The sequence below is a fragment of the Actinosynnema sp. NPDC050801 genome (assembly GCF_040673975.1).
Lineage (GTDB): Bacteria > Actinomycetota > Actinomycetes > Mycobacteriales > Pseudonocardiaceae > Actinosynnema.
Window position 1 is genome coordinate 142,807 of record NZ_JBFAQZ010000004.1, and the last position, 12,542, is coordinate 155,348.

Annotated in this window: 12 protein-coding genes and 1 pseudogene; 7 read left to right on the forward strand and 6 right to left on the reverse strand. The window is 72.7% G+C overall.

Annotated features, from left to right (window positions below; genetic code table 11):
* Positions 1–4: 4 nt before the first annotated feature.
* The 5 genes from AB0K14_RS11100 to AB0K14_RS11120 all read right to left on the reverse strand — a co-directional run bounded on the left by AB0K14_RS11100 (position 5) and on the right by AB0K14_RS11120 (position 5,519).
* Positions 5–154, reverse strand: coding sequence for a hypothetical protein (locus tag AB0K14_RS11100; RefSeq protein ID WP_360451993.1), 150 nt, complete (start codon positions 152–154; stop codon positions 5–7).
* 223 nt (positions 155–377) lie between these two features.
* Positions 378–1,715 carry a LuxR C-terminal-related transcriptional regulator gene (locus AB0K14_RS11105; protein ID WP_360451995.1) on the reverse strand — a complete coding sequence of 446 codons (1,338 nt, stop codon included), beginning with the start codon at positions 1,713–1,715 and terminating at the stop codon, positions 378–380.
* Positions 1,716–1,808: 93 nt separating this feature from the next.
* A complete protein-coding gene (locus tag AB0K14_RS11110; RefSeq protein ID WP_360451997.1) occupies positions 1,809–3,389 on the reverse strand; it encodes an AMP-binding protein in 1,581 nt (526 codons plus the stop codon).
* Positions 3,386–5,248 carry an SDR family oxidoreductase gene (locus tag AB0K14_RS11115; protein WP_360451999.1) on the reverse strand — a complete coding sequence of 621 codons (1,863 nt, stop codon included), beginning with the start codon at positions 5,246–5,248 and terminating at the stop codon, positions 3,386–3,388. Before AB0K14_RS11115 ends, AB0K14_RS11110 begins: the two co-directional genes overlap by 4 nt.
* Before the next feature lie 67 nt (positions 5,249–5,315).
* A complete protein-coding gene (locus AB0K14_RS11120) occupies positions 5,316–5,519 on the reverse strand; it encodes a hypothetical protein (protein ID WP_053722955.1) in 204 nt (67 codons plus the stop codon).
* A 173-nt stretch (positions 5,520–5,692) separates the two neighbouring features.
* Between AB0K14_RS11120 and AB0K14_RS11125 the strand changes: the two are divergent.
* Both AB0K14_RS11125 and AB0K14_RS11130 read left to right on the forward strand, forming a co-directional pair.
* Positions 5,693–6,025, forward strand: a pseudogene (locus AB0K14_RS11125) (FAD-dependent oxidoreductase); the annotation flags it as partial.
* Positions 6,026–6,050: 25 nt separating this feature from the next.
* Positions 6,051–6,179 carry a hypothetical protein gene (locus AB0K14_RS11130; RefSeq protein ID WP_360452001.1) on the forward strand — a complete coding sequence of 43 codons (129 nt, stop codon included), beginning with the start codon at positions 6,051–6,053 and terminating at the stop codon, positions 6,177–6,179.
* Between the two features lie 4 nt (positions 6,180–6,183).
* On the opposite strand, the gene AB0K14_RS11135 is transcribed toward AB0K14_RS11130, so the two are convergent.
* Positions 6,184–6,654: a MarR family transcriptional regulator gene (locus AB0K14_RS11135; protein ID WP_360452003.1), complete on the reverse strand. Its 471-nt coding sequence runs from the start codon at positions 6,652–6,654 to the stop codon at positions 6,184–6,186.
* A gap of 103 nt (positions 6,655–6,757) precedes the next feature.
* On the opposite strand from AB0K14_RS11135, the gene AB0K14_RS11140 reads away from it, so the two are divergent.
* The 5 genes from AB0K14_RS11140 to AB0K14_RS11160 all read left to right on the forward strand — a co-directional run bounded on the left by AB0K14_RS11140 (position 6,758) and on the right by AB0K14_RS11160 (position 12,208).
* Positions 6,758–7,369, forward strand: coding sequence for an NAD(P)H-dependent oxidoreductase (locus AB0K14_RS11140; RefSeq protein WP_360452163.1), 612 nt, complete (start codon positions 6,758–6,760; stop codon positions 7,367–7,369).
* 135 nt (positions 7,370–7,504) lie between these two features.
* The gene (locus tag AB0K14_RS11145; RefSeq protein WP_360452005.1) at positions 7,505–8,497 is read left to right on the forward strand and encodes a tetratricopeptide repeat protein; all 993 of its coding nucleotides are present in this window, start codon (positions 7,505–7,507) and stop codon (positions 8,495–8,497) included.
* Positions 8,498–8,521: 24 nt separating this feature from the next.
* A complete protein-coding gene (locus AB0K14_RS11150; RefSeq protein ID WP_360452007.1) occupies positions 8,522–8,851 on the forward strand; it encodes a hypothetical protein in 330 nt (109 codons plus the stop codon).
* A gap of 37 nt (positions 8,852–8,888) precedes the next feature.
* A complete protein-coding gene (secD, locus tag AB0K14_RS11155) occupies positions 8,889–11,042 on the forward strand; it encodes a protein translocase subunit SecD (RefSeq protein ID WP_360452009.1) in 2,154 nt (717 codons plus the stop codon).
* Positions 11,039–12,208, forward strand: coding sequence for a cation:proton antiporter (locus AB0K14_RS11160; RefSeq protein WP_360452011.1), 1,170 nt, complete (start codon positions 11,039–11,041; stop codon positions 12,206–12,208). The genes secD and AB0K14_RS11160 overlap by 4 nt, the downstream gene beginning before the upstream one ends.
* Positions 12,209–12,542: the final 334 nt, after the last annotated feature.

The window sequence follows — 12,542 nt, forward strand, 5'->3', positions numbered from 1 at the left end:
CCGGTTACGGCTGCGGTGCGTAGGGCGCCTGGAAGACCTTCGCCGAGGCGCTCTCGCCGAGGACGGCGACCGCGGCCGGCACGCCGACGACGACGGCGAGACCGGCGCAGATGGCGAGCGCAGCCATGATTTTGTGCAGGGAGTGCACAACCATCGTCGAACTCCGTTCGATCGTAGCGGCTTTGTCGGCAGGGGGGAGCCGGACCAGATCCGCGAGTGACGCGTGGAAGCGTCCAAGCGGAGCATGGCACAGACGGGTCATCACGGTCATCACCCACTTCTGACTCTGCCCACTAGGCAATACCCCCGGACCGGGGGCCCCGATCGTCGGGGACATCCCACCATTGGTGATAACGAGCCCGAAACGCGGAAGTGACTCAGTCGAGCACGGTCCGTGCCCGCGGCTCGTCGTCCTGGTCGACCCACCAGACGGCCGCACCCGCCCGGTCGCGCACCCCGATCGTCCGGTAGATGCGCTGGAGGTGGTTCTGCACGGTCTTCGGCGACAACGCGAGTTCCGCCGCGACGGCCGCGGTGCTCTCGCCGGCCGCGACCCGTCGCAGCACCTCGATGCCGCGCTTGGTCAGCCCGGCCCGCAGCGCCCGCGCGATGCGGCGGTTGTCCTGCTCGGCGGTGGCCGAGCTGCGCAGCGGGTCCGGCCGGGGCACCGGGCCCGACCCGTGCTCCCGGCGCGGCCCGAACGTGCGCTCGGCCAGCTGGTCCACCAGTCGCGCGGACAGGTCGTGCTCCCGCATCCGCAGCAGGTCGCGGCCCTCCTGCAGCTCCCACAACCGGTACTGCTCCAGTTGGTACCGGGCGTGGTGCAACGCCGAGTCCAACTTCCCGGCACGTTCGTAGGCCACGCTCAACGCGCCGTGCGCCCGCACCGCGACCTCCCGCGCCAGCACACCCATCGCCAGCTCGGCGGCACGGGTGAGCAGCCGCACCTGGTCGTCGTAGCGCTCACGCGCGCCGCTGATCCGCGCCCGGGCCATCAGCAGCTCGGCCCGCAGCACCGGCCGGTCCCGCCCGGCCAGCAGGCGGTCGGCGCGCTGGCACGAGCGCAGCGCCCGCTCCACCTCGCCCAGGTCCAGCCGCACGTGCGTGAGCTGCAGGTTCAGCCGGGCCATCCGCAGCGGCTGGTCGAGGTGCTTCCACCGGTCGCGGACCTGCGCGCACAGCGCCTCGGCGCGCCGCAGCTTGCGCGTGCACGGCTCGCCGTCCGGGCTGCACCGGCTCGCCGGCGAACGCACCATGCAGTGCTCGTGGTACTGCGTGCGCAGCACCTTGGCCTGCTCGAACAGGATGGAGCCGATCAGCTCGACGTCCTTGGTCAGCTCGGCCAGGCCCAGGGCGCGCGCCAACGAGTGCAGCGACCGTTCCCGCGAGTCCAGCCGCAGCTCCACCACCGCCTGCGAGAAGCTGCACCACGCCTGCAACCCGACGTGCCGGTTGGCCGCCGCGATCGCCTGCACCCGGTCGATGGTGTCCAGCGCGCCGGGCAGCAGCCCCCGCTTGCCCAGCGCCACCGACTGGGCCAGCACGCTGTGCGCCACGCCCTCGGCGTCGTCCAACCACGAGAACGCGGCCACCGCCTTCTCGGCGGCCTCCAGCGCGTCGCCGGGGCGCCCCTCGTCCAGCGCCATCCGGGCCTCGCGCAGGTTGGACACCGCGGCCTCGCGCGGATCGGCCGCTCGCTGGACGGGAATGGTCATCGTCCGCCCCGTCCTCCCGCCGTCGGTCCGGCCGCCGTCGTCCTTTGCCGGCTCGGACGACGGTCGTCCGATTGTCGGCTCCGCCGACGGTACTCACCGAAGCTCCCGCTTCAGCACCTTCCCGGTCTCATTACGCGGCAGGGCGTCGAGGAAGACGACCTCGCGCGGCACGGAGAACTTGGCCAGCGAGCCGCGCACGTGGTCGCGCACGGCCTCCTCGTCCAACACTCCCGGCTCCTGGCACACGACGTACGCGGCGAGCCGTTGGCCGAACTGCTCGTCCGGCACGCCGACCACGGCCACCTCGCGCACCCCGGCCAGACCCGCCAACAGGTCCTCGACCTCGCGCGGGTACACGTTCTCACCGCCCGAGATGATCATCTCGTCGTCGCGCCCCGAGACGAACAGCAGGCCGGCGTCGTTGCGGTAGCCGACGTCGCCGGTGGACATCAGGCCGTCGCGGACCTCCTTGCCCGCGCCGTTGGTGTAGCCGTCGAACAGCATCTCGTTGGCCACGAAGATGCGGCCGGTGGCGCCGGGGGGCACCGGGGCGCCCTGCTCGTCCAGGATCGCCAGCCGGGTGCCGTGCGGCGGCAGGCCCGCGGTGTCCGGGTGCCGGGCCAGCTCGTCCGGCCGGGCGATGCTCACCCACGACACCTCGGTGGAGCCGTAGAGGTTGTAGAGCACCGGGCCGAACTCGTCCAGGCACCGCCGCGCCACCGGCGGCGGCAGCGCCGAGCCGCTGGACGCGATCACGCGCAGCTTCGGCAGGTGCGGGCGCCCGGTCAGTTCGAGGATCCGTTGCAGCATCACGGGCACGACGAACATCGCGTCGCTGCCGTGGCGACGGGCGTCGGCGAGCACGAGCGCGGGGTCGAACCTGCGGCGCAGCACGAACGTCGCGCCGACCACGAGCCCGAGCTGGAACGCGGCCAAGCCCCAGGTGTGGAACAGCGGCGCGGGCACGGAGAACCGGTCGCCGGCCTTGAGCGGGATGCGGGACAGCACCGCGGCGGCGGGGGTGAGGCTCGCGGGCTCGGGCCGCCTGGCGCCCTTGGGTGCGCCGGTGGTGCCGGAGGTCAGCACGATCATCCGGCCGCGCGGCGGGCGCTTGGGCAGCGGCGTGGCGGGGGAGCCGGCGATCAACTGCTCCACCGTCTTGCTCTTGGTGACGCCCTCGACCCACGCCATCACCCGGCGCACCTTGCGCGGCGCGTTGGCCAGCAGGTCGCGGAACTCGGTGTCGGCGACCACGACGGACACGTCCTGCTCGCGCAGCACGACGGCGATCTGGGCCGCGCTCAACCCCGTGTTGAGCAGCACGGTGTGCGCGCCGAGCTTCACGCAGGCGGCCACCGTCTCCACGAAACCGCGGTGGTTGCGGCACAGCACCGCCACCTTCGAGCCCGCGCGCACCCCCAGGTCGTGCAGGCCGTGCGCGAGCCGGGTGGTGCGTTCGTCGACCTCGGCGTAGGTGAGCGTGCCCGCGTCGTCGATGATCGCGGGCCGGTCGGGGTGGCGCGCCGCGCCGGTGGCGAACCCGAACGCCACCGTGATGTCCCACCTCAGGTAAGCGTCCACCACCCCGAGCAACCGGCCGGGCGCCATCGGCCGCACGACACCGGCGATGACCAGTGCCGCCAATGCGCGCAGCGCTCCCACGACCCGGTTCACCGGGTCGCCCGCAGGACCAGGCGGGTGGCGCCCGCGGCGACGCCGGCCAGCGGTGACGTGCGCGGCGAGCCCTTCTCCGGCATCGCCCGGTAGACCAGGTGCAGCAGTGACCGCACGTGCTTCGGCGCGGCCTTGCGGGCGAGGTCGGCCAGCACCCCGAACGGGAGGTTGACCTCCTCGGGACGGCGTTCCAGCGCCCGCACCACCCACTGCGCCGCCCGTTCGGGGGTCGCCGCCGGGAACGCGTCGTAGATCTTCGTCGGTCCGATCATGGGCGTTCGCACCAGCGGCATCCGCACGGAGGTGAACGTGACACCGTCGGCCACCGTCTCGCCGGCCGCCACCCGGCTGAACGCGTCCAGCGCGCTCTTCGAGGCCAGGTAGGCGGAGAACCGGGGCGTGTTGATCTGCACTCCCATGCTGGAGATGTTCACGATGTGCCCGGACCGCCGTTCCCGCATGTGCGGCAGCAGGCCCAGGACCAGCCGCAGCGGTGCGAAGTAGTTCAGCGCCATGGTGCGCTCGTAGTCGTGCAGCCGGTCCACCGACAGGTGCGCGCTGCGCCGGATCGACCGGCCCGCGTTGTTGACCAGCACGTCGATGCCGTCGTGCTCGGCCAGCACCTGCTTGAGCAGGGCGCCCACCGCCTCGCCGTCGGTCAGGTCGCACGGGTAGGTGTGCGCGGTGCCGCCCTCGGCGCGGATCAGCCCGGCCACCTCCTCCAGTTCGTCGGCGCGGCGTGCGACCAGCAGGGGCACCGCCTTGCGGCGGGCCACGGCGAGGGCGGTCGCCGCGCCGATGCCGGACGACGCGCCGGTGATCAGCACCGTGCGCCCGGCCAGGCCGTGCCTGCGGGCGGCGCGCAGCGGGTCGAGGTGGTCGGCCCAGTACCGCCACAACGTGCCCGCGTAGGTGGTGATGTCGGGCGGTTCGAGCCCGGTGACCGCGCGGGTGGCGGTCGAGTCGAACTCGGCGTGCACGGCCAGGTGGGGCAGCACCTGCGGCGGGATGCCCAACTCGGTGAGCACGCCGGTGACGATCGCGCCGGTCGGCGCGGCGGGCAGCGGCACCGGCACGCTGAACCGGACCTTCGGCGCGCCGCAGGCGGCGGCCAGCGCGTTGTAGACCTCGCCGAGCGGCACTGAGCGGTGCGCGGTGAGGTGGAACGTGCTGCCGGCGGGCACGTCGGCGTGGATCAGCCGGTCCAGCGCCCGCACCACGTAGTCGACCGGGACCAGGTTCGCGGCCCCGAAGTGCGGCGCGACCAGCGGCAGCCCGCGCGGCAGCCGGGCGAGCGCGGCCAGCGCGGTGAAGAAGTAGTACGGGCCGTCGACCTTGTCGATCTCGCCGGTGCGCGAGTCGCCGACCACCGCGCCCGGCCGGTACACCCGCCATGGCGTGCCCTGCTCGCGGACGAGCTGCTCGGCGGCGTGCTTGGTCGCGTGGTAGGGCGAGGGCAGGTGCTGGCCGAGGTCGAAGTCGTCCTCGGTGAACGTGCCGCGGTGGTCGCCCGCGACCGCGATGGACGACACGTGGTGCAGCAGCCCGCAGCCGGTGCGCCCGGCGTACTCGACCACCCGCCTGGTGCCCTCGACGTTGACGGCGTGGTGCTCCTCGGCCGACGCGGTGAAGTCGTAGACCGCGGCCAGGTGCACGACGTGGTCGACCCGTTCGGCGTCGATGGGGGAGCAGGCGAGGTCGCCCAGCACCGGGGTCAGCTTGTCGTGCGGGTCCAGCTTGTCCGCCGACTGCGGCCTGACCAGCGCGAACACCCGTTCGCAGTCCGGTCGCCGCAGGAGCCTGGCGACCAGGCGCCTGCCGAGGAAACCCGTCGCGCCGGTGACGAAGTAGGTACTCACGGCCCCGATACTGACACTACCTACCCGTCAGTAGGAAGAGTGCGGCGTGAAATCGGAACGGTGGTGATCAGTTTTCGGGGGTGCCGGACGCGTTCACCACCGCGTCGCGCAGGGCCGCGCGCAGGCGGCCCACCTCAAGCGGCGTCAGCACGGCCGCCTCGCCCGGCGGCACGGTCACCACGACGTGCCCCTGGCTCACGAAGACGGTCATGTCACGGCGGCGTGACGCGATGTCGCGGCAGGAGATCTGCCACTCCTTGCCAGTACTCACGGCCCCCAACCTCCAGCTGTCTCGACACGGTGTGCTCGGACCAATCCGGGCGCTCGCGGGGAGGAGACGCACGCGGGTTGGTGCCATGACGGGAGATTCCGCCGGGCGACCGTGCCGAGCTGTCGCTAGCGTCGCATGCGGCCATCGCCAACGTCACCTGAAGGGGTGAGAAAATGGCTGAACCGCAACGGATCGTGATAATCGGGCCGGGGTTGGCCGGTGCCGCCGCCGCGGGGGCGTTGCGGGATCGGGGTTACACCGGTGACCTCGTCGTCTTCGGCCGTGAGGAGCACCAGCCGTACGAGCTTCCGGCGCTGTCGAAGGAGTTGCTCCTCGGTGACGCCGAAGCGCCCAACCGCGTGCACGAGCCCGATTTCTACGGGAACCGGCGGATCGAGCTGCGGTCGGGGGTCGAGATCGTCCGGTCGGACGTCGGCGAACGGGTGGTCGTGGACGGGGCCGGAGTGTCGCATTCGTACGATCGGTTGATCCTGGCGACCGGCTCGACGCCGCGCCGGTTGCCGGTGCCGGGTGGAGAGCTCCCGGCTCTGCGCACCCTGCGCATCGCCGGCGTTGCGCGACCAGCTGGCCGACGGCGAGGAGTTGCGGGCGTTGGTCGACGGGCAGGCGCGGACCACGCCGGAGCGGTTGCGCGGCTAGGCCGTCACAGGCAGGAGCCGCTGTCGGGTCCGTGGTCGGACGAGATCAGGCGCTGCAGCAGCAGGTGCAGCGCGTGGGCCTCCTCCGGCGCGAGGTCGGCGGTGAACTCGCGTTCCACCTCGGCGTGCAGCTTCTCCACCTCGCACTGGACGGCCCGGCCCTGCTCGGTGATCACCGGCACGCGCACCCGGCGGTCGTTGGGGTCGGGCTTGCGCACGATCAGGCCCGCGCGCTCCAACCGGTCCAGCTCCGCGGTCAGGGTGGTCTTGTCCAGGCCCAGCGAGTTGCCCAGGGCCAGCTGCGTGCGCAGGAACTCCTCGCTGACCAGCGCGGACAGCACGATCTGCCCACGCGTGGTGATGCCGTGGCGCCCCGCCGCCTCCTGGGCGACCACGCCCAGCTTCTGCGCCGCGCGGTGCAGCAGCCAGTTCAGTCCCGCGCGGCTGGTGCAGCCGTGGTCGGCGGGGAGATCCATGGCCCGATCATACGCCGAGGACGAGATATTCTCACTCAAGAACATCTTGACTCGGAACGCATCCGGTCATATGTTCTCAGCCAAGAACTTCTTGGGAGGAACTATGGCGCACCTGCTCCACATCGACACCAGCCTGCGGTTCGAGGGCTCGGTGTCCCGCGAGGTCGGGGGGACTTTCGCGGAGGCGTGGCGGGCCGCCCACCCGGACGGCGACTACACCTACCGGGACCTGGCCGCGGACCCGTTGCCGCACGTCGACCCGGCGGCGCTGGCCACGCGCGAGGCCGCGGGGGACCGCCCGCTGGAGCAGCGGTTGGTCGCGGAGGTCAAGGCGGCGGACACCGTGCTGCTCGGCGTGCCGATGTACAACTTCGGCCTGCCGTCGAGCCTCAAGGCGTGGCTGGACTGGATCATGGTGCCGGAGCTGTTCGTCGACCAGGGCACCGGCGAGGGCGTGCTGACCGGCACGCGGGTCGTGGTCGTCACCGCGCGGGGTGGGTCGTACGCGCCCGGCACGCCGCGGCACGGGTTCGACTTCCAGGAGCCCTACCTGCGGGCCGCGTTCAGCATGATCGGCCTGGATCGCGACCTGGAGTTCGTGCACGCCGAGCTGACCAAGGCCCACACCGTGCCGCAGCTGGCGCAGTTCCGGGAACTCGCGGTCGCCTCCCTGGAGGACGCGCACCGGGTGGTGCGCAAGCTGGCCACCGCCTGAGGGGCGTGATCGCCGAACAAGTCGCGCACGGCCGACGCGACGGGGCGGGGTGGTGGACGGACCAGGGGGCGGTCCACCACCCCGCGGCATCGTCGGCTGCCCGTCCGCGGCGTGGTGGCCGTGGATACTGTCCGCATGGTCGAGCCGATCGCCGCGGTGGTGGTGCGGGCCGCCGAGTTGACCGCCCGCGGTCTGCCGCGCCAGGCGATCGAACTGCTCCAGCCGGCCCTCGTGGCCAACCCGCTGCACGGTGAGGCGTGGTGCCGACTCGCCGCCGCGTACCTCGACGTGGGCGAGCCGGACCCGGCCCTGACGGCGGCGAAGCGGGCACTGGTCCTCGACGGCGACCCGTCGTGGGCGCAGCGGTTGACCGCGTTGGCGTTGAGCGAGCTCGGACGCCACGCCGAGGCGGTGGTCGCGGCGCGCGAGTGCGTGCGCCGCAAGCCCGGCGACTGGCGGTGCCAGGTGGTGCTCGCCGAGGTCCTGGCCGACAGCCCGGAAGGTCAGCGCGAGGCCGTCGAGGTCGCGCGGGAAGCGACGCACCTCGCGCCGGGGCAAGCCCGCGCGTTCCAGGTGCTCGGCGACGCCGCGCTGCGCGTGCGCGACTGGGGCACGGCCGAACGCGCCTACCGCACCTCGTTGCGCCTCGACCCCGATGACGACGACGTGCGTGCGAACCTCGCCACCGTGCGGCGCAAGCGCGGCGGCGCACCCGTGCCGCCGCCGTCCGGCGAGGCGCTGCACGCCGCCCACGTCCTGGTCTGGCCCGCGATGTCACGGCTCGCCGCGCTGCTCGTCGCGGGCGGGTTGGTGCTGCTGCTGGCGGGCATGCCGAGGCCGACGCCGCTGCTCGGCTGGTTCTCCGGCCTGCTGGTCGTCGGCTGCCTCGTGGTCGTGGGGCTGGTGCTGCTGCGGGCCGGGCGCGGGGTGCGGCGGGCGTTGGTCCGGCTTCCCCTGCACCGGCCGAAGGTCGCCGTGGTGGCGACGGCGTTCGGGCTCTCCACGGTGATCCTCGCGGTGTGGACGGTCGCGCTGCTCTTCGGTGCGACGACGATGCAGCCGCTCGTGGTCGCCTGGCTGTGCGCGCTGATCGGCGGAGCCGTCGTCGTCCTCGTCGGAGGTCGCTAACCTGGACGTCGGGGAGGAGGGCCGATGACCCGAGGCGCGCTGATCGCGATCCTGGCGCTGATCGCGGGTTTCGTCGTGTCCGGACCCGGTCCCGCCACGCCCGTCGACGTGGTCGCCGTCTCGTCGACCGTCGACGCGGCCCACCTGCCCGGCACGGCCGCCCGCGCTACGAACGCCGGGCACCCGGTGCAGGTCCACCTGGGCCAGCCGCTGGACGGCGTCCAGCCCGCCGTGCACGTCACGCCCGCGCCGCCGGTGCGGGTGGACGTCGTGGACCCGACCCACCGCACCCCCGAGCGCAACGGCCGCCCGCCGCTCGGCGAACGCGCACCGCCCCTGACCTCCGGTAGCTGAACCCACCCCGTTCACCTCACCCGGAGGTCCCTTCACCATGCCGCGCCCCAGCGCGCGGCGAGCGCTACTCGTCCGTGGGCTGCTTGCCCTCGGCGTGCTCGCCGCGTCCGCCTTCACCCTGCTCACCGTCCAACCGCGCCTCGGGCTCGACCTGCGCGGCGGCACCCAGATCGTGCTGGAGACACCGTCCGAAGCCACTTCCGACGCCACCGACCGAGCCATGGAGGTGCTGCGCCGGCGGGTCGACGAACTCGGCGTGGCCGAGCCCGTGCTGGCCCGCTCCGGCGACCACCGCATCGTGGTCGAGCTGCCCGGCGTGCAGGACCCCACCGAGGCCATCGAAGTGCTCGGCCGCACCGCGCAGCTGAGGGTGCAGCCGGTGACCGGGCCCGGCGACGTGCCGACGCCCGAGGGCGACGCGATCGGCCTCGGCGAGGTCGTGCTGACCGGAGAGGGCATCAAGGACGCGCGCGCCACGCCCAACCCGCAGGGCGTCGGCTACCTCGTCGGCGTCGACTTCCAGGGCGACGCCCCGCAGGCGTGGCAGCGGGTGACCGCCGAGGCCGCGTGCTCACCGCCGGGCGACCCGCAGCGGCGGGTGGCGTTCGTGCTCGACGGGGAGGTCGTGTCCGCGCCCCAGGTCGACCCGTCGGTGGTGTGCCGGACCGGCATGATCGGCGGCAGCACGTCCATCACCGGGCAGTTCAGCCAGGCCGAGGCCGAGGAGCTGGCGCTGGTGATCCGGTCCGGCGCGCTGCCGGTGCCGGTCGAGGTGGTGGAGCAGCGGACCGTCGGGCCGACGCTCGGCGCGGAGGCGATCGAGGCCAGCGCCCGTGCGGCCATCATCGGGGTGGCGCTGACCGGGCTGTTCCTGATCTTCGTGTACCGGCTGGCCGGGCTCGTGGCGGTGCTCGCGCTGGGCGGGTACGCGGCCCTGGCGTACGCGGCGATGCTGGCGATCGGTGCCACGTTGACGTTGCCCGGGTTGGCCGGGTTCGTGCTGGCCATCGGCATGGCGGTGGACGCGAACGTGCTGGTGTTCGAGCGGTCGCGGGAGGAGTTCGCGCGGCGCAAGCGCTTGCCGCGGTCGGTGGACCAGGGGTTCCGCGGGGCGTTGAGCGCGGTCGCGGACTCGAACGTCACCACGATGCTGGCCGCCGGGCTGCTGTTCTGGCTGGCCACCGGTCCGGTGAAGGGGTTCGGCGTCACGCTGTCGATCGGTGTGCTGGCGTCGTTGTTCAGCGCGCTGGTGCTGAGCCGGGTGCTGCTCCAGCTGGTCATGCCGCTGCTGGAACGGCGGCCCCGGTGGAGCGGGCTGCACTCGTTGGGGCGGGTGCGCACCTGGCTGACCTCGCGCGGGATCACGCTGTTCCGGCGGCCCCGGCGCTGGCTGCTCGCGGCCGGGCTCGTGCTGCTGGCCGCGGTCGGCGGCCTGGTCGTGCGCGGGCTGGAGCTGGGGGTGGAGTTCACCGGCGGTCGGATGCTGGAGTTCACCGCCTCCTCGGTGGACACCGGGCGGGTGCGCGCGGAGCTGGCGTCCGCCGGGTTCGGTGACGCGGTCGTGGCGACCTCGGGCTCGGACGGCCTCTCGGTGCGCACGGGTCCCGTCGACTCGGCCGCCGCGGCGCGGCTCGGTGAGGCCGTCGATCGCGCGACCGGGGGCGCGGAGCAGGTGAGCAACGAGCTGATCGGTCCGAGCCTCGGTTCGGAGCTGCGGCGCAACGCGCTGGTCGCGCTGGCCATCGCGGTGGCCGCGCAGCTGGTCTACCTGGCCGTCCGGTTCGACTGGCGGCTCGGCGTGGCCACGGTGGTCGCGCTGGTCGCGGACGTGGTCGTGCTCGTCGGGGCGTTCGCGTGGCTGGGCAAGACGGCGGACGGCGTGTTCCTGGCCGCGCTGCTCACCGTGATCGGGTACTCGGTCAACGACTCGGTGGTGGTGTTCGACCGGGTGCGCGAGCTGCGGCGGACCAGGGCGCCGTTCCCCGATGTGATGAGTTCGGCCGTGCTGCAAACCCTGCCCCGGACGGTCAACACGGGTATCGGCGTGCTGTTCGTGCTGGCCGCGCTGCTGGTCCTCGGTGACGGGTCGCTGGCCGACTTCTCCACCGCGCTGCTGATCGGGCTGGTCGCCGGTACGGTCTCGACCGTGTCGACCGCGGCGCCGGTGGCGATCGTGTTGGAGGACCGATGAGCACAGGCCACGCGTTGCTCGCGGTCGGCGGTGCCTTCCTCGCCGCCGGTGTCATCGCGCGAGCGGGTGTCCGGATAGGACTGCCCACGATCCCGCTGTTCATGGTGGCGGGCATCCTGTTCGGGCCCCACACGCCGGGTCTGTCGCTTGTGGACGACCCGGGCGAGATGGGCGTGCTGTCCAGCCTCGGACTGGTGTTCCTGCTGTTCTACCTCGGCCTTGAGTTCTCGGTGGACGACCTGGTGTCGGGCGGGCGGCGGTTGGCCATGGCCGGCGTCGGCTACCTGGTGCTCAACATCGGCGGCGGGCTGGCGTTCGGGTTCGCGCTGGGCTGGGGCACGCGCGAGGCGCTGGTGATCGCCGGCGCGATCGGCATCTCGTCGTCCGCGATCGTGACGAAGCTGCTGGTCGAGGCGCGGCGGTTGCGCAACCCCGAGTCACGGCTGGTGATGGGCATCATCGTGATCGAGGACGTGTTCCTCGCCCTCTACCTCGCCGTGCTGCAGCCCGTGCTCAGCGGCACGTCCGGGGTGTCCGCGCTGGTCGACTTCGGCAAGGCGTTCGCGTTCCTGCTGGTCCTGGCCGCGATCGCGCGCTGGGGTGGCCGGGTGGTGACCAGGCTGTTCCAGCCGGCGGACGACGAACTGCTGGTCGTGTGCTTCGTCGGCGTGGCGGTGACGGGCGCGGCGGTCGCGCACGAGCTCGGCGTGTCCGACGCGATCGGCGCGTTCATGGTGGGCGCGGTGCTGGGGGGCTCCGGCGTCGCGCCCCGCGTGCACAAGCTGGTGCTGCCGCTGCGGGACGCGTTCGGGGCGTTGTTCTTCTTCATCTTCGGACTGAGCATCGACCCCGGCGCCGTGGGTACCGTCGTGCTGCCGATCCTGGCGGCGGTCGCGGTGACGATCGTGCTGAACCTCGGCGCGGGCCTGTTCGCCGCCAAGCTGCACTCGTTCGACCGGCAGCAGGCCGTCGACATCGGCCTCACCGTCCTGACCCGCGGCGAGTTCTCCCTGGTGCTCGCGTCGATGGCGGTGGCCGCCGGCCTGAACTCCCGCGTCGCCCCGTTCGTGGCGGGGTACGTGCTGCTGCTGGCCGTCGTGGGCCCACTGGCGGTGCTCCGCTCGGACCGCCTCACCTGGCTCCTGCCCAAGCGCGTGTTCGTGTAGCAAAGTGGACCCATGACCGGATTCGCCGCGTACCAGAACGAGATCTTCTGAGTGTGGTTCTGGCTGACCAGTCCTCTTCGGACCCGGCGACCCTCTGACCAGCGGGAACTCTCTCGTCAGTTCTCGGTGGTTCTTGTGCTCGCCCGACGTTGTACGGCCTGGTGACGGCCTGGGAGTTGATCACCACACGGGCGCTGCCCTTGATGCGAACGACGCGTCAGGGACAGCGCCCGTCGTGCATCCTGGGCCTGGTGCTCATCGCCGGTGGCCTTCTCGATGGCAAGACGGCGAAGCCGTCGCGGCAGCCGATCGCCGTGCCCAGCCCGACCAAGCC

What these genes read in the sequence shown, in the direction of transcription:
- AB0K14_RS11150 (WP_360452007.1), top strand. Translation starts at nt 8,522, where the DNA reads ATGACCCGAGGCGCGCTGATCGCGATCCTGGCGCTGATCGCGGGTTTC.
- AB0K14_RS11100 (WP_360451993.1), bottom strand. Translation starts at nt 154, where the DNA reads ATGGTTGTGCACTCCCTGCACAAAATCATGGCTGCGCTCGCCATCTGC.
- AB0K14_RS11145 (WP_360452005.1), top strand. Translation starts at nt 7,505, where the DNA reads ATGGTCGAGCCGATCGCCGCGGTGGTGGTGCGGGCCGCCGAGTTGACC.
- AB0K14_RS11105 (WP_360451995.1), bottom strand. Translation starts at nt 1,715, where the DNA reads ATGACCATTCCCGTCCAGCGAGCGGCCGATCCGCGCGAGGCCGCGGTG.
- AB0K14_RS11135 (WP_360452003.1), bottom strand. Translation starts at nt 6,654, where the DNA reads ATGGATCTCCCCGCCGACCACGGCTGCACCAGCCGCGCGGGACTGAAC.
- AB0K14_RS11140 (WP_360452163.1), top strand. Translation starts at nt 6,758, where the DNA reads ATGGCGCACCTGCTCCACATCGACACCAGCCTGCGGTTCGAGGGCTCG.
- secD (WP_360452009.1), top strand. Translation starts at nt 8,889, where the DNA reads ATGCCGCGCCCCAGCGCGCGGCGAGCGCTACTCGTCCGTGGGCTGCTT.
- AB0K14_RS11160 (WP_360452011.1), top strand. Translation starts at nt 11,039, where the DNA reads ATGAGCACAGGCCACGCGTTGCTCGCGGTCGGCGGTGCCTTCCTCGCC.